Annotated in this window: 22 protein-coding genes and 1 riboswitch; of the genes, 3 read left to right on the top strand and 19 right to left on the bottom strand. The window is 65.1% G+C overall.

Annotated elements, in window-relative coordinates:
* Positions 1–213 precede the first annotated feature (213 nt).
* The 3 genes from I6F33_RS00560 to I6F33_RS00550 all read right to left on the bottom strand — a co-directional run bounded on the left by I6F33_RS00560 (position 214) and on the right by I6F33_RS00550 (position 2,997).
* Entirely contained in the window at positions 214–1,266 is a 1,053-nt protein-coding gene (locus I6F33_RS00560) for a hypothetical protein (protein WP_225140678.1), read from the bottom strand.
* A 105-nt stretch (positions 1,267–1,371) separates the two neighbouring features.
* Entirely contained in the window at positions 1,372–1,785 is a 414-nt protein-coding gene (locus tag I6F33_RS00555; protein ID WP_035996379.1) for a PAS domain S-box protein, read from the bottom strand.
* Between the two features lie 105 nt (positions 1,786–1,890).
* Positions 1,891–2,997, bottom strand: coding sequence for a 2'-deoxycytidine 5'-triphosphate deaminase (locus I6F33_RS00550; RefSeq protein ID WP_225128481.1), 1,107 nt, complete (start codon positions 2,995–2,997; stop codon positions 1,891–1,893).
* Positions 2,998–3,107: 110 nt separating this feature from the next.
* Positions 3,108–3,187: riboswitch (SAM riboswitch) on the top strand.
* Positions 3,188–3,263: 76 nt separating this feature from the next.
* Between I6F33_RS00550 and I6F33_RS00545 the strand changes: the two genes are divergently transcribed.
* Positions 3,264–4,451 (top strand): O-succinylhomoserine sulfhydrylase, encoded by a 1,188-nt coding sequence (locus tag I6F33_RS00545; RefSeq protein WP_036042741.1) that lies wholly within the window; start codon positions 3,264–3,266, stop codon positions 4,449–4,451.
* Between the two features lie 114 nt (positions 4,452–4,565).
* On the opposite strand, the gene I6F33_RS00540 is transcribed toward I6F33_RS00545, so the two are convergent.
* The 3 genes from I6F33_RS00540 to I6F33_RS00530 are packed head-to-tail and all read right to left on the bottom strand — an operon-like array spanning position 4,566 to position 7,603.
* Positions 4,566–5,555 carry an SGNH/GDSL hydrolase family protein gene (locus I6F33_RS00540; RefSeq protein ID WP_035996374.1) on the bottom strand — a complete coding sequence of 330 codons (990 nt, stop codon included), beginning with the start codon at positions 5,553–5,555 and terminating at the stop codon, positions 4,566–4,568.
* A 12-nt stretch (positions 5,556–5,567) separates the two neighbouring features.
* The gene (locus tag I6F33_RS00535; RefSeq protein WP_036020422.1) at positions 5,568–6,347 is read right to left on the bottom strand and encodes a lipolytic enzyme; all 780 of its coding nucleotides are present in this window, start codon (positions 6,345–6,347) and stop codon (positions 5,568–5,570) included.
* Positions 6,347–7,603 carry an OpgC domain-containing protein gene (locus I6F33_RS00530; protein ID WP_036020420.1) on the bottom strand — a complete coding sequence of 419 codons (1,257 nt, stop codon included), beginning with the start codon at positions 7,601–7,603 and terminating at the stop codon, positions 6,347–6,349. Before I6F33_RS00530 ends, I6F33_RS00535 begins: the two co-directional genes overlap by 1 nt.
* Positions 7,604–7,797: 194 nt before the next feature.
* Between I6F33_RS00530 and apaG the strand changes: the two genes are divergently transcribed.
* Complete coding sequence (gene apaG / locus I6F33_RS00525) at positions 7,798–8,190, top strand: Co2+/Mg2+ efflux protein ApaG (protein WP_024337101.1); 393 nt, start codon at positions 7,798–7,800, stop codon at positions 8,188–8,190.
* 160 nt (positions 8,191–8,350) lie between these two features.
* Here the strand turns inward: apaG and I6F33_RS00520 are convergent, their stop codons facing one another.
* From I6F33_RS00520 to I6F33_RS00510, 3 genes are all read right to left on the bottom strand, one after another.
* Complete coding sequence (locus I6F33_RS00520) at positions 8,351–9,358, bottom strand: Hsp33 family molecular chaperone (RefSeq protein ID WP_109142180.1); 1,008 nt, start codon at positions 9,356–9,358, stop codon at positions 8,351–8,353.
* 265 nt (positions 9,359–9,623) lie between these two features.
* Entirely contained in the window at positions 9,624–10,559 is a 936-nt protein-coding gene (gene argF, locus I6F33_RS00515; protein ID WP_036042744.1) for an ornithine carbamoyltransferase, read from the bottom strand.
* Entirely contained in the window at positions 10,559–11,767 is a 1,209-nt protein-coding gene (locus I6F33_RS00510; RefSeq protein WP_057028453.1) for an aspartate aminotransferase family protein, read from the bottom strand. Before I6F33_RS00510 ends, argF begins: the two co-directional genes overlap by 1 nt.
* 459 nt (positions 11,768–12,226) lie before the next feature.
* On the opposite strand from I6F33_RS00510, the gene I6F33_RS00505 reads away from it, so the two are divergent.
* A complete protein-coding gene (locus I6F33_RS00505) occupies positions 12,227–12,739 on the top strand; it encodes a GcrA family cell cycle regulator (protein WP_036001664.1) in 513 nt (170 codons plus the stop codon).
* A gap of 299 nt (positions 12,740–13,038) precedes the next feature.
* On the opposite strand, the gene phoB is transcribed toward I6F33_RS00505, so the two are convergent.
* The 10 genes from phoB to I6F33_RS00455 form a co-directional block, all read right to left on the bottom strand.
* On the bottom strand, positions 13,039–13,746 hold the full coding sequence (gene phoB, locus I6F33_RS00500) for a phosphate regulon transcriptional regulator PhoB (protein ID WP_008143479.1): 708 nt from the start codon (positions 13,744–13,746) through the stop codon (positions 13,039–13,041).
* A 22-nt stretch (positions 13,747–13,768) separates the two neighbouring features.
* Positions 13,769–14,485, bottom strand: coding sequence for a phosphate signaling complex protein PhoU (gene phoU, locus I6F33_RS00495; RefSeq protein ID WP_036001670.1), 717 nt, complete (start codon positions 14,483–14,485; stop codon positions 13,769–13,771).
* A gap of 11 nt (positions 14,486–14,496) precedes the next feature.
* Positions 14,497–15,318 (bottom strand): phosphate ABC transporter ATP-binding protein PstB, encoded by an 822-nt coding sequence (gene pstB, locus I6F33_RS00490; protein WP_036001673.1) that lies wholly within the window; start codon positions 15,316–15,318, stop codon positions 14,497–14,499.
* Positions 15,315–16,160, bottom strand: a complete 846-nt coding sequence (gene pstA / locus I6F33_RS00485; protein ID WP_225140676.1) for a phosphate ABC transporter permease PstA — start codon at positions 16,158–16,160, stop codon at positions 15,315–15,317. Before pstA ends, pstB begins: the two co-directional genes overlap by 4 nt.
* A 4-nt stretch (positions 16,161–16,164) precedes the next feature.
* Entirely contained in the window at positions 16,165–17,154 is a 990-nt protein-coding gene (gene pstC / locus I6F33_RS00480; RefSeq protein ID WP_036001678.1) for a phosphate ABC transporter permease subunit PstC, read from the bottom strand.
* A gap of 135 nt (positions 17,155–17,289) precedes the next feature.
* Positions 17,290–18,303: a phosphate ABC transporter substrate-binding protein PstS gene (gene pstS / locus I6F33_RS00475; RefSeq protein ID WP_036042759.1), complete on the bottom strand. Its 1,014-nt coding sequence runs from the start codon at positions 18,301–18,303 to the stop codon at positions 17,290–17,292.
* A 149-nt stretch (positions 18,304–18,452) separates the two neighbouring features.
* On the bottom strand, positions 18,453–19,745 hold the full coding sequence (locus I6F33_RS00470) for an ATP-binding protein (protein WP_036001680.1): 1,293 nt from the start codon (positions 19,743–19,745) through the stop codon (positions 18,453–18,455).
* 47 nt (positions 19,746–19,792) lie between these two features.
* Positions 19,793–20,848: a lysylphosphatidylglycerol synthase domain-containing protein gene (locus I6F33_RS00465; protein WP_036001683.1), complete on the bottom strand. Its 1,056-nt coding sequence runs from the start codon at positions 20,846–20,848 to the stop codon at positions 19,793–19,795.
* A 448-nt stretch (positions 20,849–21,296) separates the two neighbouring features.
* Entirely contained in the window at positions 21,297–21,599 is a 303-nt protein-coding gene (locus I6F33_RS00460) for a hypothetical protein (RefSeq protein WP_036001688.1), read from the bottom strand.
* Positions 21,600–21,601: 2 nt separating this feature from the next.
* Positions 21,602–22,996, bottom strand: a complete 1,395-nt coding sequence (locus I6F33_RS00455; protein WP_225140674.1) for an OmpA family protein — start codon at positions 22,994–22,996, stop codon at positions 21,602–21,604.
* Between the last annotated feature and the right edge of the window lie 8 nt (positions 22,997–23,004).

Below are 23,004 nucleotides of genomic sequence, written 5' to 3'. Positions count from 1 at the left end.
TTCAAGCGGTGGAATTCGTTCTTCTCCCTCTCCCCGTTCTTGCGGGGCCGCGACGAGCCTTGCTCGCGCCGAGAGCGTGGGGGTGAGGGGCTCTATCCGCGAAGACGGCGAGAGTTGGACTCGCGGAGACTCCCCCTCACCCGGATTGCATCTTCGATGCAATCCGACCTCTCCCCGCAAGCGGGGCGAGGTGAGGCCCGCTGCGGCCGTCGCCTAACCGATGGTCCACACCAGCGGTGGGCGCCCGCCTACCGCGGTGCGCATCTGCACGCCGATGTGCCGGCCGCAGCCTGCGGCGAGCCCTTCGAACAATCCCTCCAGCACCTTGGCGCAGGCGCGATGATAATCGGCGACGTCGTCCATCAGCTTCCAGCTCTGCTGCCGGATCTCGAACGTGCCTTCCGATTGCGTCATCTCGGCCGCATCATCCTGCGCGGCAAGCAGAGCGTTCAGGAACGATGCGAATTCTCGCGCGCCGCCGCGGGTCGTCGCCAGCGCCGCGGCGACCTCGTCGAAATATTGCATGCCGATCAGCTTGCCGGTGAGGTGCAGCAGATAGCCGGCATCCTCCGGACCGAACAGCTGCACCATCACGGGCGCGGCAGTGCGGACATATTCCATCGCGTAATTGCGATAGGCCTTTTCCAGCCGCGGTCTTGGCCAGCTCGCGACCGGCAATGCGGGCGCCGTCGTCGCATCGAACAAAGGCGCCTCCAGGTGCCGCGCGAACACCAGGCGCTCGTCGAGCTCGAGCGGATGGTCGTAAAGATGGTAATAGCCTTCGAGCCCGTCCTGGCCGTCGACGCTCTGCTTGGTGCAGACGAAGCCGAGCCTGAGATCGCCGAGCGCAACTCCGTTGTTGGCGTGCCAGCCGCGCAGCATGGCGCGGGAGACTTCGCCCGGCACACCACAGATCGCAGTGCCCTTCCAGATCCAGCGCGGCGGCGGATAGCGGATCCAAGCCTTGGTGTCGCTCTCGTACATGTATTCGACATGAACGCCGCCGATCCAGTTGGAGAGATAGTGGTATTGCGCAGCCGCGACCGCCGGCGGCAGATGGTCGATCCCGAGCTTCCTGAGCCCCGGCAGGAAACGCTCCTGCTGCTGCCGACGAAACACGCGGAAGACGAATTCTGCGGCATCCGCCGTGCCGCGGCGCGTGACGACGGTGAGGATCAGCCCGGTGAAACAGGCGTGATAGAGATCGGCGATCGCACGCCAGCGCTTCCATTGCGCTTCCCGCGCGAGGTCTGGTGCGGTGGTCATGTTCGCTCCCTGATCATGGTTTTGATCGAGTGTGTCACCGCCGCCGGTGACAGGCAACATGACGCGCGTGCAGGCCTCCCTGCGCGGCTTTCCGTCAATTCCGCATCACGAATTTTGCGCCGCCTTGGCCGCCCGTTCGCGCTCAACGCGCTCCGTGACGTCGCGAGCCATCGCCACCGATCCCTGCACCGCGCCATCGTTGTCTCGCACCAATGCGAAGGTCATCTCGATGTAGAGCTTGCGCCCGCTCTTGTGCAGCGCGCGGGTCAGCGTCGGCTTGCCCGCAAGCTTCATGGTGCCGCTCGCGAGCGCGGCGTCGAAGCCTTTCCAGTGCGCGGCGCGAAGATGTTCGGGAATGATCAGATCGAGATTCTGGCCGAGCGCTTCGTCGGCCGTGAAGCCGAACAGCGCGGTCGATGCGCGATTCCAGCGTGTGATCGTGCCGGAGCGATCGGAATAGATCAGCGCGTCCGCGACGTCGTTGATGATCTGTGCGTCGAGTTGGGATGGCTCAATCATGTCACCACCTTGTAGCCCGGATGGAGCAAAGCGTAATCCGGGATCGCGCCACAAGTGAGACCTTCCCGGATTACGCTTGCGCTCCATCCGGGCTACAGGATCGGGCTACACCCGAAAATGCTTCGAGAGCTTGAGGCCTTGCGCCTGGTAGTTGGAACCGATGCGCTGGCCGTACATGGCGTCGGGGCGGGCCAGCATCTTCTCGTAGACGAGGCGGCCGACGATCTGGCCGTGCTCGAGGATGAACGGCACCTCGCGCGAGCGCACTTCCAGCACGGCGCGCGATCCCAGCCCGCCAGCGCCGGCATAGCCGAAGCCGGGATCGAAAAAGCCGGCATAGTGCACGCGGAATTCGCCGACCAGGGGATCGAACGGCACCATCTCAGCGGCGTAATCGGGCGGCACCTGCACCGCTTCCTTGGAGGCGAGGATATAGAACTCGCCGGGGTCGAGGATCAGGCTGCCGTCGGGGCGCGCCGAGATCGGCTCCCAGAAATCCTCCACCGCGTAGCCCGCGCGGCGGTCGACATCGACGACGCCGGTGTGGCGCTTGGCGCGGTAGCCGACGAAGCCGCTCGCCTTCTCGCCGGAGAGATCGACCGAGACGGCAACGCCGCCCGAGAGATCGGCATCGTCGATGTCGACGAGACGCTCGCTGGCGTGCAGCGCATCGAGCTCGTCGGCATTGAGGATGGCATCGCCGGTGCGGAAGCGCACCTGGCTGAGACGCGAGCCCTCGCGCACCAGCACCGGGAACGTCTTCGGGCTGATCTCGGCATAGAGCGGGCCGTGATAGCCGGCGCCGATCATGTCGAAGCGACGGGTGCCGTCGGCGATCACGCGGGTGAAGACGTCGAGCCGGCCGGTCGAGCTCTTCGGATTGGCGGCAGCGACGATCTCCGGCGGCAGCGCGAGGCTCTCGAGCAGCGGCACGATGTAGACGCAGTTGGTCTCGAGCACCGCGCCGTCGGCGAGGCTAAACTCGTGCAGCTTCAGCTCGTCGATGCGCTCTGCCACGGTGGCACCGGGCCCGGGGAGGAAGCTGGCGCGGACCCGATAGGCGATGTCGCCGAGGCGCAGATCGAGGCTCGCCGGCTGGATCTGGCTCTCGACGAAGTCGTAGGTGGGCAGGATGAGACCTTCTTCCGCCATCGCCGCGATCATGCGGTCGGGCAGGATACCATTGGCGTCGGCGGCGACCGTGAACGTCAACCGGGGGTCCTCATCAGGGGTCGAGTGCATCCGGACATGCCGGAAATACAAGTCTTTTACGGCTATCCGATGGACGCCTTGACGGAAAGGGCATTGCGGAATATGAGCATCACTTATCCCGTGGTGATTTGAGCCGGCCGGCTTGCAGCCACGTTAAATAAGTCGCTAAACAGGCCGGGGACCTCTGTGATCCCGGCCCGTGGAGATATCCAGGCCGGTTTTTTTGTGACCGTTTTCGCCTCGACGGTCATGTCGGAGAGGGTCCTATGTCGAAGTCGTCTGCCACTTATCGCCCCGAAACCCGCCTGGTCCATTCCGGCACCCTGCGCTCGCAATATGGCGAGACCTCGGAGGCGCTGTTCCTGACGCAAGGCTATGTCTACGCCAGCGCGGAGGAGTGCGAGGCGCGCTTCAAGGGCGAAGATCCCGGCTTCATCTATTCGCGCTATTCCAACCCGACGATTGCAATGTTCGAGCGCCGCATGATCGAGCTCGAAGGCGCCGAGGCCGCGCGCTCGGCGGCAACCGGCATGGCGGCGGTGACGACTGCGATCCTGGCGCCGCTCAAGGCCGGCGATCACGTGGTCGCCTCCCGTGCGCTGTTCGGCTCCTGCCTCTACGTCATCCAGGACCTGTTGCCGCGCTACGGCATCGAGGCCACGCTGGTCGATGGGCTCGATCTCGACCAGTGGCAGCGGGCGCTGAGGCCCAACACCAAGACGTTCTTCCTGGAGAGCCCGACCAACCCGACGCTGGACGTGCTCGACATCCCTTCGATCGCCGAGATCGCGCACAAGGGCGGCGCGCGGCTCGTCGTCGACAACGTGTTTGCAACCCCGATCTGGCAGAGCCCGCTCGCGCTCGGCGCCGACGTCGTCGTCTACTCTGCGACCAAGCACATCGACGGCCAGGGCCGCTGTCTCGGCGGCATCATCCTGTCCTCCGAAGCCTTCATTGCCGAGCACATCCACAATTTCATGCGCCAGACCGGCCCGTCGATTTCGCCGTTCAATGCCTGGGTCCTGCTCAAGGGCCTGGAGACGCTGGGCGTGCGCGTGCGCGCGCAGACCGACACGGCCGCGCGCGTCGCCGAGGTGCTGGCGAGCCATCCGAAGATTTCGCGGCTGGTTTATCCCGGCCGCGCCGATCATCCGCAGGCGGCGCTGGTGAAGAAGCAGATGCGCGGCGGCTCGACGCTGGTCGGCTTCGAGGTGAAGGGCGGCAAGGCGGCGGCGTTCCGTGTGCTCAACGAATTGAAGCTCGCCAAGATCTCCAACAATCTCGGCGACGCCAAGAGCCTCGTCACGCATCCGGCGACCACGACGCATCAGCGCCTCAAGCCGGAAGACCGCGCCGCGCTCGGCATCAGCGAGGGATTTATCCGCTTCTCGGCGGGGCTCGAGCACGCGGATGACCTGATCGAGGATCTCACCGCGGCGCTGGAGAAGGCGTGAGGGAAGCGAGGTCTCGTAGGGTGGATTAGCCGAAGGCGTAATCCACCTCTGCTGCATCCGCGGAGATAGACAGTGGTGGGTTACGGCTTCGCCTAACCCACCCTACGCACCCTCTCACATCGGCCGGTACGTTCTCACATCGGCGGGCACGCTCACACCGAGCTTGATCTGGCCGACGGAGCGGATGATGTCGTCGCCGAGCAGCTGGGCGAAGCAGGCATAGCCCCAATCGTTCATGTGCAGGCCGTCGGCGATGACGAAGCCCTCGACCGGGATCGACTGGTTCTCGTGCCAGTCGCGCATCACCTCGAAGCGGGGGAAAATGCCGACCTTGCGGAGCTCGGCGACGTTGCCGAGCAGCTTGATCATCTTGCCGGCGCTCTCCTTGCGCTGGTTGACGGCCGGCGAATATTGCGGATCGACCAGCACGATGTCGGTGCCGCCGGCGGCCTGAATGCGGCTGATGCCGTCCTCGACCAGCTTGGCCGTATCGGCAGGATCGAGATTGCGCAGCACGGCGTTGGTGCCGACCTGCCAGATCACGAGATCCGGATGCCTGTCGATCACCTGCGTCTGCAGACGCTTCATCATCTCGGGGGCGTCCTCGCCGCCGACGCCGGCATTGATGACGCTGATGTCGGCGGTCGGATAGTGCCGGCGCAGCTGCGCGGCGAGACGATTGGGGTAATTGAACTCCGGCGAGCTCGCGCCGAACCCCTGGGTCGACGAGGAGCCGAAAGCGACGATGACGACGGGCTGACCGGCGACCAGCTTGCTCGCAACATGCGGCAGCGAGCCCATCGCCTTGGAGCCGCCCTTCGGCGGCAGGCAGGGCACGCGGCTGAAGATGTCGGCGGCGGACTTTGCGACCTCCTTCACCTTGTCGATGGCGCGCGAGGTGACGCCGCGCTGCTCGGGCGACCTCGCGGCGACGGTGGTCTGGGACGGCGTAGCGGGCGCGGGATCAGGCGACTGGGCGGGTGCGGGGGTCGCCGGCTGTGCAGCCGGCGTCTGCGCATGCGAGGCGGGCGTCAGCAACAACAGCACTGCTGTTGCAGGCACGGCCAGCCATGACGTCAGGCAAAAAGGGCGGAGAGAACTCATTAACGCTAGACCTCAATTTTGCTGCTGGGCCGGCTCCAGATGAGCAGCGTCAATCACGAACTGTGCCAACGCCCGGCCAAGGCAATCATGGACCTGCTTCGCCAGCTCAGGCCCGCGGGACGGGTTGAACAGGTCGAACTGACCCTGTTCATTCCACTGCCGCATGATCGCGAAACGATCGAACAGCGGGATGTCGTGCTCCTGTGCCACGACGCGCATATTATCGAGAAAAGGCTGCGCCGAGATCATGGTCTCGGTGCGCGGGCTATATTGCAAATTCATCAAGACGACGTCCGCCCCTGCCTTTTGCAACGCAACAACCCCGTCGGTCACCGCGCTACGAAATTCGTCGGGATCGATGGATCGGATAGCATCCACGGTCCCGGTCTGCCAGATGACCAAAGTAGGCGTTTTTGCTTCCATCAGCTTAACGAAGGTGGACGCGGTCTCCTCTGCCGTTTTCTTGCTCTGTATTTCTACGGAGACGTGCACCGGCTCGGAGGGCGGCAGTTTCTCCTTGAGGATCGCCTCCATGCGCGCCGGATAGGAGCTGCTCTCCGACGAGGGAATCGTGGTCGAGCGGCTGCCGATCACCAGGATGTCGAGCGGTTTGCCGGCCTTGATCGCCTCGGCGACCTTGGGCAGCTGGCTTTCGCTGGTCAACAGATAGGACGGCAGTTCGCAGGCCGCAGGCATAGGGGATGCGGCAGACGCGGCATCGCCCGCGCGCGCCGTGGGCGCGGCGAGGTTACCGCATAGCAGGACCAGGCTCAGGAGAACCTTCGCCTTCATCAGCCCCCTCCCGCCAGATCGGCGTTGCCGACGGCGTTTTTGGTTTTCGCACCGCTCTTGTCAGCCACACGCTTGTACCACGAAATGACCCAGGCCACCCCCCACATGATCAGGATTCCGGAGAGGCTAATCAACGCATGCATGACCGGCCCGCCGGAGATTTCGGCGAGGACGAAATGGCCGGCAAAGGCCAGGAAGACGCCGAGGCAGAAGATCTCGAGCGAATGCTGACCACATAGAATCAATGGTCGCAGCCAGCGCGATTTCAAGCCCGGCCAATCGCGGGGCAGGAAGCGTACGGTCAGCGCCGCCAGCGCCAGGAAGTGCGCGAAGCGCAGCACGTCGAGGTCGGTCTTGTCGATCGGATACATCCATTGTTCGATCTGCTTCGGCATGAACTGGGAGAGCTGGGGCACGTACCAGGTCAAGGTCACGTAGAACGCCGCGATGAGATAGGCGATCGAGATCCACATCGTCACGGGCGAGGCCAGGATGCCCGACATGCGACGCGCTCCTCCGAGCGCGCACCAGGCACCAAACACGAACAGCAATTGCCAGGCGAACGGATTGAAGGCCCAGAAGCCGTTCGGATAGGCCGACAGGTAAAGGTCGTACTCCCAGGTCACCGCGTAGAGCAGGACCGACAGCCCGAGCGTGACGTCCGGCCGCCATTTCATCGACCACAGGATCAGAGGCAGCGCCAGCATCAGCACGATGTAGAGCGGCAGCACGTCCATGTTGACGGGACGGAAGCGCAGCAGCAGCGCTTGCACGATGGTGACGTCGGGCTGCTTGAGGAAGTCCATGATGCCCATCTCTTCGGTGTAGAGCGGGTTCTCGAACCTGGTCGCCACATAGGAGATCTCGGCGAGAAAGATCGTGAACAGGAAGACGTGGGCGACGTAGATCTGCCAGACCCGGCGCAGGATGCGCGCGGTGGCGATGAGAACGCCGCTCTCCAGCATGGCCCGGCCATAGACGAAGGCCGCGGTGTAGCCGGAGATGAAGATGAAGATCTCGGTGGCGTCGCTGAGGCCGTAATTGCGGATCGTGAACCAGGTCAGCAGACTGGGCGGCAGATGGTCGATGAAGATCAGCCACAGCGCGAGCCCGCGGAACAGATCGAGCCGGAGCTCGCGCTCGCCGATGGCGGGCAGCGTGATGGCCGGTGCCGCGGCGCGCGCCTTGGTCCCCGCAGGCTTGGCGCCCGCGGTTCCTGCGATGGTCGATCCCGTCACTTGGTCGGCAATGGTCATCGGGGCCTGGAAACCGTTCCGCAAATCGCGACGTCGAAGCAGTGTAATGGTCCGGGTGTCGTCTCGCAAAGCGCGCGGATCACATAAGGGTGTCTCCCTCGGTGGTGTGCTTTTCCTCCAATTCTGGCGGGACGATGTCGCCAAAGCCGCCGGCGGGGTTTGGTTCCCGAGGCGGATTCGGTATGATGACAGCCATGTACCGCGCCGTGACCCGCCAGATCGAAGTGACCGTCGAGCCGAACTTTGTTCCGGAGCAATCGTCGGCCGACCGCTCGCGCTACTTCTGGTCCTACACCATCGTCATCACCAATTCGGGCGAGGAGACCGTGCAGCTCAAGACGCGGCACTGGATCATCACCGATGCCTCCGGCCGCCAGCAGGAGGTGAAGGGCGAAGGCGTGGTCGGCGAGCAGCCGATCCTCGCCCCCGGCGAACGCTTCGAATACACCTCCGGCGTGCCGCTCTCGACCGCCTCGGGCTTCATGACCGGCCGCTACCAGATGGTCAGCGAAACCGGCGAGCGTTTCGAGATCGACGTGCCGACGTTTTCGCTGGACAGCCCCGACAACAAGCGGGTGTTGAATTAGAGAGGCGAGTTCGCCGTAACCGGGGCATCCAGTACGCCGCGGCCTCTCGTTGCGATCAGCATCGTCTCGGAGTACTGGATCGCCCGATCAAGTCGGGCGATGACACCGCGCGTGTGGCACTGCTCCACTCGACATTGCGAGTGCAGCGACGCGGGTAGGCTCAGGCGTCCTCGACGCCCGCCTCGTGCGGCGTGAACTGATACACCGACGAGCAGAACTCGCAGGTGACGACGACCTTGTCGTCCTTGACCATGGCGGCGCGGTCGTCGTGCGAGAAGCTCTTGAGCATCGCGGCGACCGCATCGCGCGAGCAGGAGCACCGCGCCTCGAGCACCTGCGGATTGAACACGCGCACGCCGCGCTCGTGGAAGAGGCGGTAGAGCAGCCGCTCGCCGGAGAGCTCGGGATCGATCAGCTCGACGTCTTCGACCGTCTCGATCAGCGAGCGTGCCTCGACCCATGCATCGTCTTCCGCGACGCTGTGCACCTCGGTGCCGTCGGGCGCATCGCCGGGATGCAAGTCCGCCTGCCGCGCGCGCTCCGGCGCCTTCGGCAGAAATTGCATCAGCATGCCGCCGGCGCGCCAGCGATGCTTGCCGCCGTCGCTCGAGCGCCACTCCTCGCCGACCGCGAGGCGCACGCGCGTCGGGATCTGCTCGGAGCGCAGGAAATATTCGTGGGCGGCGTCTTCCAGGCTGCCGCCGTCGAGCGCAACCAGGCCCTGGTAACGGCTCATGTCGGGGCCCTGGTCGATGGTCATGGCGAGATGGCCGCGGCCGAGCAGCGTGCCGGAATCCTTGGCCGTGCCCAGGCGCGAGGCGTCAAAGCGCGCATAGGCGCGCAGGCGGTCCGGGGCCTTGTAGTCGACCACCAGGAACGACACCGGACCGTCGGTCTGGGCCTGAAGAATGAAGCGGCCCTCGAATTTCAGCGTCGAGCCGAGCAGCGTCGTCAGCACGATGGCCTCGCCGAGCAGCTTGCCCACGGCTGCGGGATAATCGTGCTTGGTGAGGATGTCGTCGAGCGCGGGGCCAAGCCGCACCAGGCGCCCGCGCACGTCAAGCGCGTCGACCTCGTAAGGCAGCACGGCGTCATCGATCGGAACCGATGATGGCGCGCGAACCGGGCCTTCAGGCCCGGTGTTCATGTCAGGAGACTGGGAAACCATGGCGCTTTATCTGGGGTCGGAGGGCGGAAATGGAAGGGGGCGCGTTCCGGATGCGATGAGGGTGCACAACGCTACAGCAAGCTCGGTGTCGTCCCGGGGCGCGCAACGCGCGAGCCCGGGACCCATAACCACAGGACCACGTCATCGAGCGAGATGGCAACTCCGAGTCTTCGCCAAACGACTTCCTGCGGATCTGCGCGCGCTTTTGGCGCGCTTGTCCGGGACGACAATTGCGTGTGAGGCCGCAGCCGGGCTTCCAGCGCGCCTACTTCACCGCGTCGAAGCACCAGGCCAAGATGCCCTTCTGCGCGTGCAGGCGGTTTTCGGCCTCGTCGAACACGACCGATTGCGGCCCGTCGATCACCTCGTCGGTGACCTCCTCGCCGCGATGGGCCGGCAGGCAATGCATGAACAATGCGTCCGCCTTGGCCAGCGACATCAGCTTGGCATTGACCTGGTAGGGCTTGAGCACGTTGTGGCGGTGCTCGCCCTCCTTGTCGCCCATCGACACCCAGGTGTCGGTGACGACGCAATCGGCGCCGCGCACGGCGGCTTCCGGATCGGTGCCGAGCACGATCGGCGCGCCCGTCGCCTTGATCCAGTCGCGCATGGCCTTTTTCGGTGCGAGCTCCGGCGGCGTTGCGACATTGAGCTGGAATTTGAAGCGCTCGGCGGCATGGGCCCAGGACGCCAGCACGTTGTTGTCGTCGCCGGTCCAGGCCACCGTCTTGCCCTCGATCGGGCCGCGATGTTCCTCATAGGTCATGAGGTCGGCCATCACCTGGCAGGGATGCGAACGCCGCGTCAGGCCGTTGATGACGGGCACGGTGGCGTTGGCCGCAAGCTCCAGCAGCGCATCATGGTTGAGGATGCGGATCATGATGGCGTCGACATAGCGCGACAGAACCCGCGCGGTGTCGGCGATGGTCTCGCCGCGGCCGAGCTGCATCTCGGCGCCGGTGAGCATGATCGCCTCGCCGCCGAGCTGGCGCATGCCGACGTCGAACGAGACGCGGGTGCGGGTCGAGGGACGCTCGAAGATCATCGCCAGCGTCTTGCCCTCGAGCGGCCTGACCGGCTGCTGCGCCTTCTGCTTCGCCTTCATGGCGGAAGAGGCGGCGAGCATGCTCTTGAGCTCCGAGAGCGGCAGCTCGTTGATGTCCAGGAAGTGCTTGGGAGCTTTGTTGGGCGTCGTGCTCATCAGCTTGCCGCCCGCTTGGTCTGGCTGGAGGAGATCGCAGCGCAGGCGCGCTCTAACCGGCCGACGCTGTCCTCGATCTCCGCTTCCGTGACGATCAGGGGCGGCAGGAAGCGCACGACATTGTCGCCGGCCCCGACGGTGAGCAGCTTTTCGGCGCGCAGCGCCGCGACGAGATCGCCCGAGGGCACCACCGCCTTGATACCGATCAGCAGGCCCTCGCCGCGCACCTCGCTGACGATTTCGGGATGACGATCGATCACGGAGGCGAGCTTCTGCTTGAGCAGCAGCGACATCTTCTGCACGTGGTCGAAGAAGCCGGGCTTGAGCATGACATCGAGCACGGCGTTGGCAGCCGAGATCGCGAGCGGATTGCCGCCGAAGGTGGAGCCGTGCGAGCCGGGCCCCATGCCGGCCGCCGCGTCCGCGGTCGCCAGCACCGCGCCGATCGGAAAGCCGCCGCCGAGCGCCTTGGCGAGCGACATCACATCCGGTGTGACGCCGGTGCGCTTGTAGGCAAAGAGCTCGCCGGTGCGGCCCATGCCGGTCTGCACCTCGTCGAAGGCGAGCAACAGGCCGCGCTCGTTACAGAGTTCGCGCAGCGCCCTCAGGAAGGCGTGAGGTGCAGAACGAACGCCACCCTCGCCCTGGATCGGCTCGATGAGAATGCCGGCGGTGTGCGGACCAATCGCCTTCTTCACGGCGTCGAGGTCGCCGTGCGGCACCTGATCGAAGCCGTCCATCGGCGGACCGAAGCCCTCGAGATATTTCGCAGAGCCGGTGGCGGCGAGCGTCGCCAGCGTGCGGCCATGGAAGGCACCCTCGAAGGTGATCATGCGGTAACGCTCCGGATGCCCCTTGGAGAAGTGATGGTGGCGCACCAGCTTGATCACGCCTTCCAGCGCCTCGGCGCCGGAATTGCAGAAGAACACGAAGTCCGCAAAGCTCTCATTGCAGAGGCGGCTTGCGAGCTTCTCGCCGTCAGGGCTCTGGAACAGGTTCGACATGTGCCAGAGCTTGGTCGCCTGCTCCTGCAACGCCTTGACCAGCGCGGGATGGACATGGCCGAGCGCATTCACCGCGACACCCGAGGTGAAATCGAGATAGCGATCGCCGTTGGTCGCGATCAGCCAGCAGCCTTCGCCGCGCTCGAAACCGAGGTCGGCCCTGGCGAAAACGGGGAGCAAATGCGGCGCTGCGCTGTTAGTCATGACGTCACTTGAATGTTGCGGACGGTGTGAGGCATGCATTGCGCGACGCACCATCGACCGGCCCCGGAAAACGAAACGTGCCGCCTTTTAAGGGCGGCACGTGGCACTATCTTATGCCTGGCAAGACGGGTGTCAATGCCGCCCGGAAAGCCTCGCGAAACGCTGATTCCGTAGTCTTGCGGTGCCGATTTTGCGGGTTTTTCACCACGGAACATGTGGAAGCGAGTCGGCGGACTCTTGCGCGGGAGTCACGCCATATTGTAGCGTTTGGACTGTCAGATACGACATCTCGTGCAGCAGTTCTGATCCCAGAAGTCCTCATGTACCGGCGTAAACGTTCGGGCGTCTTGAGCGCGCCCGGCGAGCCTTAAGGGATTCTGACGGCACGGGTTTTTCAAGGCTAAAGCATTCGCTGCGAAGGCCCCAGGATGGCAGGCGCGCAGCGAGGGAAAGGGTGCAATGACGGTTTTGACCTGGTCCGATGATCGCGTCGAGCAGCTGAAGAAGCTCTGGGAGGCCGGACTTTCGGCCAGCCAGATCGCGGCGGAGCTCGGCAATGTGACCCGCAATGCCGTGATCGGCAAGGTGCACCGGCTCGGCCTGTCCGGCCGCGCCAAGAGCCCTTCATCGGCAGCGCCGCGGCCGCGCAAGGCACGGCCCGCGCAGCATATGATGCGGGTGACCCGCCCCGTCGCGCGCGGCAACACCGCGTTGGCGCAGGCCTTCGAGGTCGAGTTGGAAGCCGAGCCGGTTACCTACGACAACGTTGTGCCGATGAGCCAGCGGCTGTCGCTGCTGGAATTGAACGAGGCGACCTGCCACTGGCCGGTCGGCGATCCCTCGAGCCCGGATTTCTTCTTCTGCGGCGGCAAGGCGCTCTCCGGCCTGCCCTACTGCGCCCAGCATTCGCGCGTGGCCTATCAGCCCGCAGCGGACCGCCGTCGCGCAGCACCGAAACCGGGCACGCGGTGAGCTTGCGGAATTCCCTGATCGCCAAGCTTTGATCGCCAAGCTTGATCGCCAAGACTGCAGCCGTCACACGATGACGGCTCCCAATCGCTCGGTGTCATCCCCGCGAATGCGGGATCCGTAACCGCGGGGCGCAATCGTTGCGCGAGATGGTCACTCCGAGTCTTCGCCAAACCACGTCCTGTGGCTAATCGCGAACAGCGCAAGCGCTCGCGCTGAGATCCCGGGCTGGCGCTGCGCGCGCCCCGGGATGACGGTCGAGATCGGCGCCGCAGTTCGCCAAACCAGCTGTCGCTGGCGCTTTATGTCTGCTCAGCCTTCGCGAAGCGATCGTCCAGCGCGTAGCCGGCGCCGCGGACGGTGCGGATCGGGTCCTGCTCGCGGCCGAGATTGAGCAGCTTGCGCAGGCGGCCGATATGCACGTCGACGGTGCGCTCGTCGATGTAGATGTCGCGGCCCCAGACGCTGTCGAGCAGCTGCTCGCGCGAGAACACGCGGCCGGGATGCTCCAGGAAGAACTCCAGCAGGCGATATTCGGTCGGACCGAGATCGATCGGCCGGCCCGAGCGCGCCACGCGGCGCTTGTCGCGGTCGAGCTCGATATCGCCATAGGCGAGCACGGTGGCGAGGCGCTCGGGGCTCGCGCGCCTGAGCAAGCCCTTCACGCGCGCAAGCAGCTCCGGCACCGAGAACGGCTTGACGATATAATCATCCGCGCCGGTCGCGAGCCCGCGCACCCGTTCGCTCTCCTCGCCGCGCGCGGTGAGCATGATGATCGGCAGCTGCTTGGTCTCGGGGCGGGTCCGAAGCCGCCGGCACAGCTCGATGCCTGACAGGCCCGGCAGCATCCAGTCGAGCACGATCAGATCGGGAATGTGCTCCTTGAGGCGGGTGTCGGCGTCATCGCCGCGCATCACCGTCTCGACGTCATAGCCGTCGCCTTCGAGGTTGTAGCGAAGAAGCTCGGTGAGAGCTTCCTCGTCCTCAACCACCATAATGCGTGCGCCCATGTGGTCGTAGCTCCTTAAGTCGTCAGGTGTTCGGCACCGTCGTGGCGAAGGTCGTCATGTCGCCCTTCGGCCGCTTGTCGGTGATCGCCTGGCCCTCGATCATGTAGAACACGGTCTCGGCGATGTTGGTGGCGTGGTCGCCGATCCGCTCGATGTTCTTGGCACAGAACATCAGGTGGATGCAGAACGAGATGTTGCGCGGATCCTCCATCATGTAGGTGAGGAGCTCGCGGAACAGCGAGGTGCAGATGGCGTCGACTTCTTCGTCGCCCTTCCACACCGCCATCGCCGCCGGCAGGTCGTGCGCGGCATAGGCGTCCAGCACCGACTTGACCTGCTGCTGCACGAGGTCGGTCATGTGCTCCAGGCCGCGGAACAGCTTGAGCGGATGGAAATCCGTCTCCAGCGCCGCGACGCGCTTGCCCATGTTCTTGGCGAGATCGCCGATGCGCTCGAGATCGGTCGCAACGCGCATCGCGCCGACGATCTCGCGCAGGTCGACGGCCATCGGCTGGCGGCGGGCGATGGTGAGCACGGCGCGCTCCTCGATGCGCTTCTGCAGCGCGTCGAGCTCGACGTCGGTGGCGACGACGCGCTGGCCGAGCGCGACGTCGCGGCGGATCAGCGCGTCGACGGAATCGACGATCATGCGCTCGGCGATGCCGCCCATCTCGGCGACCAGGCGGGTGAGCTCCTGAAGGTCGCTGTCGAAAGCCTTTACGGTATGTTCAGAACCCATGTTCCGTCTCCTCAGCCGAACCGGCCGGTGATGTAATCCTGCGTGCGCCGATCGCTCGGCGACGTGAAGATCTTGCTGGTGTCGTCGAACTCGATCAACTCGCCGAGATACATGAAGGCGGTCTTGTCGGAAACGCGCGCCGCCTGCTGCATGTTGTGGGTGACGATCGCGATCGTGTAGTTCTCGGACAATTCCTGGATCAGCTCCTCGACCTTGGCGGTCGAGATCGGGTCGAGCGCCGAGCAGGGCTCGTCAAACAGGATCACCTCGGGCCGCACCGCGACGGTGCGGGCGATGCAGAGGCGCTGCTGCTGGCCGCCGGAGAGCGACAGGCCGGAGGCATTGAGCTTGTCCTTGACCTCGTTCCACAGCGCGCCACCGCGCAGCGCCTTCTCGACGCGGTCGTCCATCTCGGACTTGGAGATCTTCTCATAGAGACGAATGCCGAAGGCGATGTTCTCGTAGATCGTCATCGGGAACGGCGTCGGCTTCTGGAACACCATGCCGACCCGGGCGCGGAGCAGGTTGAGGTCGAGCTTGGGGTCGAGGATGTTGGTATGGTCGAGCAACAGCTGACCGTCGGCGCGCTGGCCCGGATAGAGGTCGTACATCCGGTTGAAGATGCGCAGCAGGGTGGACTTGCCGCAGCCGGACGGGCCGATGAACGCCGTGACGCGGTTGGTGCCGAGCGCCAGGTTGATGTTCTTCAACGCGTGGTGGTCGCCGTAGTAGAAGTTGAGGTTGCGCGCCGTGACCTTGGCGGGCGCCTCGGGCAGGGGCTGCGAGCCGGGATGAACGGTCGGTGCGCTGACGGAAACAGACATTTCACTCATTTTGCAGTCCTCTCGGCGCCAAGGATGCGCGCGCCAATGTTAAGGGCAAGCACGGTCAGGGTGATCAACAGCGCGCCGCTCCAGGCGAGTTGCTTCCAATACTCGTAGGGGCTCTGCACGAAGTTGTTGATGGTGACAGGCAGGTTCGCCATCGTCTTGTTCAGGCCGAGGCTGAAGAACTGGTTCGATAGTGCCGTGAACAACAGCGGCGCGGTCTCGCCGGCGACTCGGGCGGTCGCCAGCAGCACGCCGGTGATGAGGCCGGAGCGCGCGGCACGATAGGCGATACGCTTGATCACCAGCGAGCGCGGCAGGCCGAGCGCGCTGGCAGCTTCGCGCAACGGATTCGGCACCAGCAGTAGCATGTCTTCGGTGGTGCGCACGACGACCGGGATCACGATGACGGCAAGCGCCAGCGCGCCCGCAATCGCCGAGAAGCCGCGCATCGGCACCACCACCGCGCCATAGATGAAGAGGCCGATGATGATCGAGGGTGCCGACAGGAGAATGTCGTTGATGAAGCGGATCACCGAGGTCAGCTTGTCGTTGCGGCCGTACTCGGCGAGATAGGTGCCGGCGAACAGGCCGAGCGGCGCGCCGATGCCGACGCCGATCACGGTCATGATCAACGAGCCGACGATGGCGTTGCGCAGGCCGCCCTCGGTCGATCCGGGCGGCGGCGTGTCAGCTGTGAAGACCTGGAGGTTGAGCCCGGCCAGGCCGTTGTAGAGCAGCGTGACCAGGATCAGCGCGAGCCAGGTGACGCCGAAGGCGGCGGCTGCGATGCAGAGGCCGCGAATGATGATGTCCCAGCGGCGGCGGCGCGAATAGATCGGGTTCATGGCTTCACTTCCCGGCCTTGGTTTCGAGGCGCAGCAGCATCAAACGGGCGGCAGCGAGCACGAAGAACGTCAGCACGAACAGCAGGAGGCCGAGCAGGATCAGGCCGGACTGGTGCAGGCCGTCGCTCTCGGCAAATTCGGAGGCGATCGCCGCCGAAATCGTCGTGCCCGGCGCGAAGATCGACGAGGAGATCCGGAACGAGTTGCCGATGATGAAGGTCACCGCCATGGTCTCGCCGAGCGCCCGGCCCAGCGCCAGCATGACGCCGCCGATGATGCCGACGCGGGTGTAGGGGATCACCACGCTGCGGACGACCTCCCAGGTGGTGCAGCCGACGCCGTAGGCGGCTTCCTTCAGCACCGGCGGCACCGTCTTGAACACGTCGACCGAAATCGAGGTGATGAAGGGCAGCACCATGATGGCGAGGATCAGCGCGGCGTTGAACAGGCTGAGATAGGACGGGGGCCCTGCGAAGATCGCACCCAGCACGGGGACGCCGTCGAACACCCTGATCATGAAAGGCTGGAAGGTGTTGGCCAGGAACGGGCCGAGCACGAAGAAGCCCCACATGCCGTAGATGATCGAGGGGATGCCGGCGAGCAGCTCAACCGCCATGCCGATCGGGCGCCGCAGCCATTGCGGGCAGAGCTCGGTGAGGAAGATCGCAATGCCGAGACCGACGGGAATGGCGATCAGCATCGCGATGAAGGAGGTGACGAGCGTGCCGTAGATCGGCCCGAGCGCGCCGAGCACCGGCGGATCGGCCGAGGGCGCCCAGCGCTGCGTCCACAGGAAGGAGATGCCGAACTCCTGGATCGCCGGGAAGGCGCCGACGATCAGCGAGATGATGATGCCGCCGAGGATCAGCAGCACCGAGATCGCGGACAACCGCGTGATCCAGTAGAAGGTGACGTCGCCGAGCTTGAACGCGCTCAAGGCCTTGGCGCGATCATATGGACCGGCAGCATCAATCACATTGCTCTCAACAGCCATCTCAGCCACGCCGATCCCCTATACCCGTTTTATGTACGCTTGTTGTTGGTGGCGCGCTCCGGATGCGGCAGGAGGCCGATCCGGAGCGGAGATCTTGCAGCGCCCCGGAACCGTGTCCGGGACACATATAGCGCCTTAGCTCTTGATCTCGGCAGCCCAGGTCTTCTCGATCTGCTGGACGACGCTGTCCGGCATCGGAATGTAGTCGAGCTCCTCGGCCATCTTGCCGCCGTTCTTGAAGGCCCAGCGGAAGAACTTGATCGCTTCCTGCGCGGCCGCCTTGTCGGTGGCGGACTTGTGCATCAGGATGAAGGTCGCCGCCGTGATCGGCCAGGACTTCTCGCCGGGCTGCTCGGTCAGGATGACGTAATAGCCGGGAGCCTTGGACCAATCGGCGTTGGAGGCGGCCGCCTGGAAGGCCTCGACGGTCGGCTGCACCGGCTTGCCGGCCTTGTTGACGAGACCGGTGTGGGTGAGCTTGTTCTGCTTGGCATAGGCGTATTCGACATAGCCGATCGAGTTCTTGGTCTGGCTGATGTTGCCCGACACACCCTCGTTGCCCTTGGCGCCGACGCCGACCGGCCACTCGACCGCGGTGCCCTCGCCGACCTTGCTCTTCCAGTCCGCGCTGGCCTTGGAGAGATAGTTGGTGAAGTTGAAGGTGGTGCCCGAGCCGTCCGAACGACGGACAACGGTGATGGCTTCTGACGGCAGCTTCGCGCTGGGATTGAGCTTCTTGATCGCGGCATCGTCCCACTTGGTGATCTTGCCGAGATAGATGTTGGCCAGGGTCTCGCCGTCGAACACCAGCTCGCCCGGCTTCACGCCCTCGATGTTAACGACGGGGACGATGGCACCCATCACCATCGGCCACTGGACGAGGCCGTCCTTCTCGAGCTGCTCGGCCTTGAGCGGCGCGTCGGTGGCGCCGAAGGTCACGGTCTTGGCCTGGATCTGCTTGATGCCGCCGCCCGAGCCGATCGACTGGTAGTTCAGACCGTTGCCGGTCTCCTTTTTGTAGGCGTCAGCCCACTTCGAATAGATCGGGAACGGGAACGTCGCGCCGGCACCGGTGATGTCGGCCGCAAAGGCTACCGTCGTCGATGCGGCGACCAAGCCGGCAGCGACCATGGTTTTGAGGAAATTCATGCTGGTCTCCATACAGGGGAGCGAAGCGCCATCCGCGCCCGATCGCGCTCCCCGCGCCGCCGCTTTAGGGGCGGTCGGCTGTGCTTTTACGAAGGTTTCGTGACAGTTGGATGACGACACCAAGCAATTGAAATTGCTTGCGCTTCCGATCAAGCCGGAGTCTTGATCTGGGGAAAACAGGCGGTGAAAGTGGCGCCCTGCCTGGGCACGCTTTCGATCAAAAGGCGGCCGCGATGACGGTTAAGGATATGTTTCACCAACGATAACCCGAGCCCGGTGCCGCCTTGCGAGCGGCTGTCGCCGACGTCGACCCGGTAGAAGCGCTCCGTCAGACGCGGCAGGTGCTCCGGCGCGATGCCCGGGCCGAAATCGCGGACCATGACCCGGATTTCCTGAGTTCCGTCAGCGGCGGCGCTCGAGGTCAGCGACACGATGACGCGCCCGCCGGAGGCGCCGTATTTGAGCGCGTTCTCGATCAGGTTCTCGAACAGGCGGAGCAGCTCCTCGCGGTCCCCCGCGATCATCACCGGCGGCTCCGGCAGGTGGATGTCCACCTCGACCTGACGCTCGCGCGCCAGCGGCTCGAGCCCGTCGGCGACCTGACGGATGATCGGGACGAGATCGACCAGGGTGTCGGGCCGGACATGGGCCGACAGCTCGACCCGCGACAGCGACAAGAGATCGTCGATCAGGCGCGCCATGCGCGTGGCCTGGTTGTGCATGATGCCGAGGAAGCGCTCGCGCGCCTTGGGATCGTCCTTGGCCTGGCCCTGGAGCGTATCGATGAAGCCCGACAGCGCCGCCAGCGGCGTGCGCAGCTCGTGGCTGGCATTGGCGACGAAGTCGGCGCGCATCTCCTCGACCCGGCGCAGCGGCGTCTGGTCGTGGAAGGTCATCAGCATGCATTTGTCGGCGCCGCCGAAGCTGGTCGGCACCGGTACCGGCGTGATGATCAGCTCCATCCAGCGATCGACCGGAACATGATCGAGATAGGTCGCGCGCCGCGGCTCGGTGGTCGCGATGGCCTCGCGCAGCGCGGTGATGATCTCCGGCGAGCGCAGCGCGAACTGGGCGAGCTCGTTCTTGCGCAGCGCCGGCGCGAGCTGGGCGGCGGCGGCGTTGAGGTGGATGACGCGGCCGGCCCGGTCGAGCAGCACCGCCGGATCCGGCATGCCGGCGACCACCGCGGCCACCGCCGCGCTCTCGACCGGGTTGATGCGTCTGACGTCGTCGCGGGAGGTGGCGGGATCGTGCAGCCGCCACGGGATCAAGGCAGCCGCCGCGATGCAGAGGAACACGATTGCAGCGTGCAGCGCCGACAATTCGCCGAGCGAGACCACGACGGACAGCGCCAGCGCCGCGGCGATCAGGATGATGGTCGAGTGCCGCAGCCGATCGGACCAGGGCTGGGCGGAGGGAGAAGAGGGGGCGTCGATCGCCATCGGGGCGGACTTCTCCTGGGGACTGTCCTTTAAGGACCTGACACCGGTCAGGCGCCGCTGTCGCTGCGCTCTCTCACATAGGCGGCTTCAGGCGCCGGGCCGGGGTCCAGCTTGAGCGCCGCCTGTTGCAAGCGCTTCGATCGGGCGCCGATTATAACCTCTCGAAACGTCAGCAAGATTACAGATAAGACGAACGGAGACAGATAATAGAGGACGCGGAACAGGAGCATGCCGCCCAGCAGCTCCTCGCGGTCCATCTGCCAGAGCCCGACCAGCATGGCGGCATCGAACACCCCCAGGCCTCCGGGCGAATGGCTGGCGAAGCCGAGCAGGGTCGCCGAGACGAAGATCACCGCGACCATCACGAAGCCGAGATTGGGCTCGTCGGGGACCAGCACATACATCGCCAGCGCGCAGAAACCGAGATCGACGATGCCGATCGCGATCTGGAGCAGCGTCAGCGGGCCGCCCGGCAGCACCACCGTCCAAGGGCCGCGGCCGACTACCCGCGGCTGGCTCCAGACCCAGATCACGTAACCGATCAGCGCCACGATGATCATCAGCGCCAGTGTCCGGTTCAGCCAGACCGGCAGCTGGTCGATCGAGGCTGCCGCCTCCGGATGGTAGGCGATGCCGAGGCCGAGCACCGCGGCATTGCCCAGCCAGAAGGTCAGGCCGGCGAGAAAGCAGATTTTTGCGACGTCGATCGCGTTGAGCCCATAGGCCGAATAGATGCGGTAGCGCACCGCCCCGCCGGTGAAGACGGAGGCGCCGACATTGTGGCCGATCGAATAGCTGGTGAAGGCCGCGAGCGCGTTGATGCGATAGGGCACATGGGCATGGCCGATCGCGCGCGTGGCGAAGAGGTCGTAGAAGGTCAGCGTGAAATAGCCCGCAGTGACGAATAGCGCCGCCATCGCAATCTGGCTCGGCTCAGTGCTCTTGATCGCTTCGAGGACCTCGTTGAAATCGATGCCGCGCAGCATGTGGTAGAGCACGTAGCAAGCGATGCCGATGACCGCGATGCTGATCACGACTCCAAGCTTATGCAGGACTTGCTTCTGGCGCAGAAACGTCGTCGCCCTGCGTATGGCTTCCAGCATCTAGACCTCGAACAACGCTTCAGCGGCCAGGGTGGCCGGCGGACAGGCGGACGCGCAGGCATTCAACGAACCCTCGCCGCCGGCGCCGGAATCGCGCATGCCCCCTGCCCCTCCACTAGCGCGTTTTCGGCCGAAGTGGAATTCGCCAATTCGAACAAAAACACGTGCCTTCAATATTTTAGGCAGGGTCGCAGCTCCCAGTGCAGAATTTGGCGCTTTCGTCGGCAAGCCTTGGCGCGAATCTCCAGGCGATCCTGCGCAGGGGCCATGAAGTTTTGATGATTTCGGCCGCACAATGTTCCGTCACGCCTTAAGCCAACGTCAATCTATGGAGCCGGCCTGCCTGTTGAAAGAGGGGTGACTGGAGCGGCCAAATCCCGGTTTTCCAATGCGCCGAAAGGCCGCGGCGGAGCACACCCCGCCCCGCGCGTGAGGGTGCATAGCAACATCACACAGCGGCTGGCGGCGCGGTACGCGAGACCACCCGATCGCGCAGCCACGCTCCGATCGTGCCGCCGACGAGATAGCAGGCGAACATGATCAGGCCGAGGTCGAGCCAGTAGCCGAAGCGACCGGGGACCACATGGGTGAGAGAGGCCGCGACCAGGGCGGCGGCAAGCACTGCGAGCCACCGCGCAATCACCTTCGAGGTGCCGTTGCCGCGCTGGACCACCGAGATCCAGCCCATGCAGAAGCCCAGCAGCAGCGAGCCGATCAGCCAGCCCAGATGGAACGAGACGAGATAAGGCATCGTCACCTCACCAGAAATTCGATGCGGCGGTTCTGCGCCTTGCCTTCATCGGTGTCGTTGCCGGCGACGGGCTGCGTGCTGCCATGGCCGACCGCGGTGAAGCGGCTGGCAGGAAGGCCCGCCTTGACCAGATAGTCGATCACCGCCTGCGCGCGCTTTTCCGAAAGGGCCTGGTTGAAGGCATCCTCGCCATCGGCGTCGGTATGTCCGACGACCTCGATATTGGTGGTGGGGCAGCGCAGCGCAGTCTCGATGAGGCGATCGAGAATGCCGGCCGAGTCAGGATCGATGTCCGCGCGCCTGTTCGCGAAACGGATCTTGCCCTTGGTCAGAAGCTCCGAGAACAATTGCTGGCACACGGTGCCGTCGACCGGGCCTGCGGCGGGCTTCACCGTGATCTCCGGCTTGTACTGCCAGTTCTTCGGGAAGTCCTTGCCGAGGCCTGCGCGGATCTCGTTGGCGGCGCCCTCGTAGAGCGCATCGCCCGAGAGCTTCACCTCGCGGTCGGAGACGACCAGCGTGCCGGTCGACAGCCGCGACAGCGCGCCGAGCGCGGCGATAACAGCCGAGCTGAAGGAGCCGGGGGCGCCGATGCTGGCCTTGAGATTGTCGACGACCTTTTCGGTGAAAAACTTTCGCGAGGCGCTGGTGCCGATCGCGGCGTGGACGTTGTTGTCCGGAACATAGCCGGTCAGCGTCACCGTCGCAGCCACCGGATCCTTGTAGGCCTGGAAGATGTAGGGCGGCGCCTTGATCTCGTTGGCCGCAATCGAAAAACCCTCGGGCAGGTTCTTCAGCGCAGCCGCGATCGCCTCACGACCGCCGAGCTCGCGCGCCATGCCCGACAGATTGACCTTGGTGTCGGTGATCGTGATCTTGCCGTCCTTCAGCTTGCCGATCTGATCCAGCAGCAGCATCGCGGCGGCTTCGAACCGAGGCGGCGCCCCGCGCGCCAGTCCCATCTGGTCGGCGACCTCGACGCCGCCGACTTCCTTGCGGGCCGCCTCGGTCAGCCGGGCCCTCATCGATGGCAGCGGCGCGGAGCCCGACAGCGTCACCCGCACCACGTCGCGCTCGGCATTCCAGACGAAGGGCTTGGCCTCGGGAACGAGGCGGGTCCGGTCGTCGACCAGCCGCACGCCGGGCACGGTTTCGACCGCCATCACTGCGTCGCGGCGCCCCTCCTCGGAGAAGGCGTCCGCGGCCAGGCTGACGTCGCGGCCGTCGACCGCGATCCGGGTCTTGTCCAGAACGGTGTCCTTGAGCGCAGCCGAGCTGCGGGCCGACAGATCAGCCTCGACCGGTAAGGTATTATTCCAGGCCGCAAATCCCCACATGACGGCAAGGGGGATCAACCCCGGCCACCATTTGCTGGCCCACGAGAAAAGCTTCTGCATTCGACGAC

The sequence above is a fragment of the Bradyrhizobium sp. BRP20 genome, from assembly GCF_020194215.1.
GTDB classification, from domain to species: domain Bacteria; phylum Pseudomonadota; class Alphaproteobacteria; order Rhizobiales; family Xanthobacteraceae; genus Bradyrhizobium; species Bradyrhizobium yuanmingense.
This window is presented reverse-complemented; position numbering and strand designations above follow the sequence as displayed.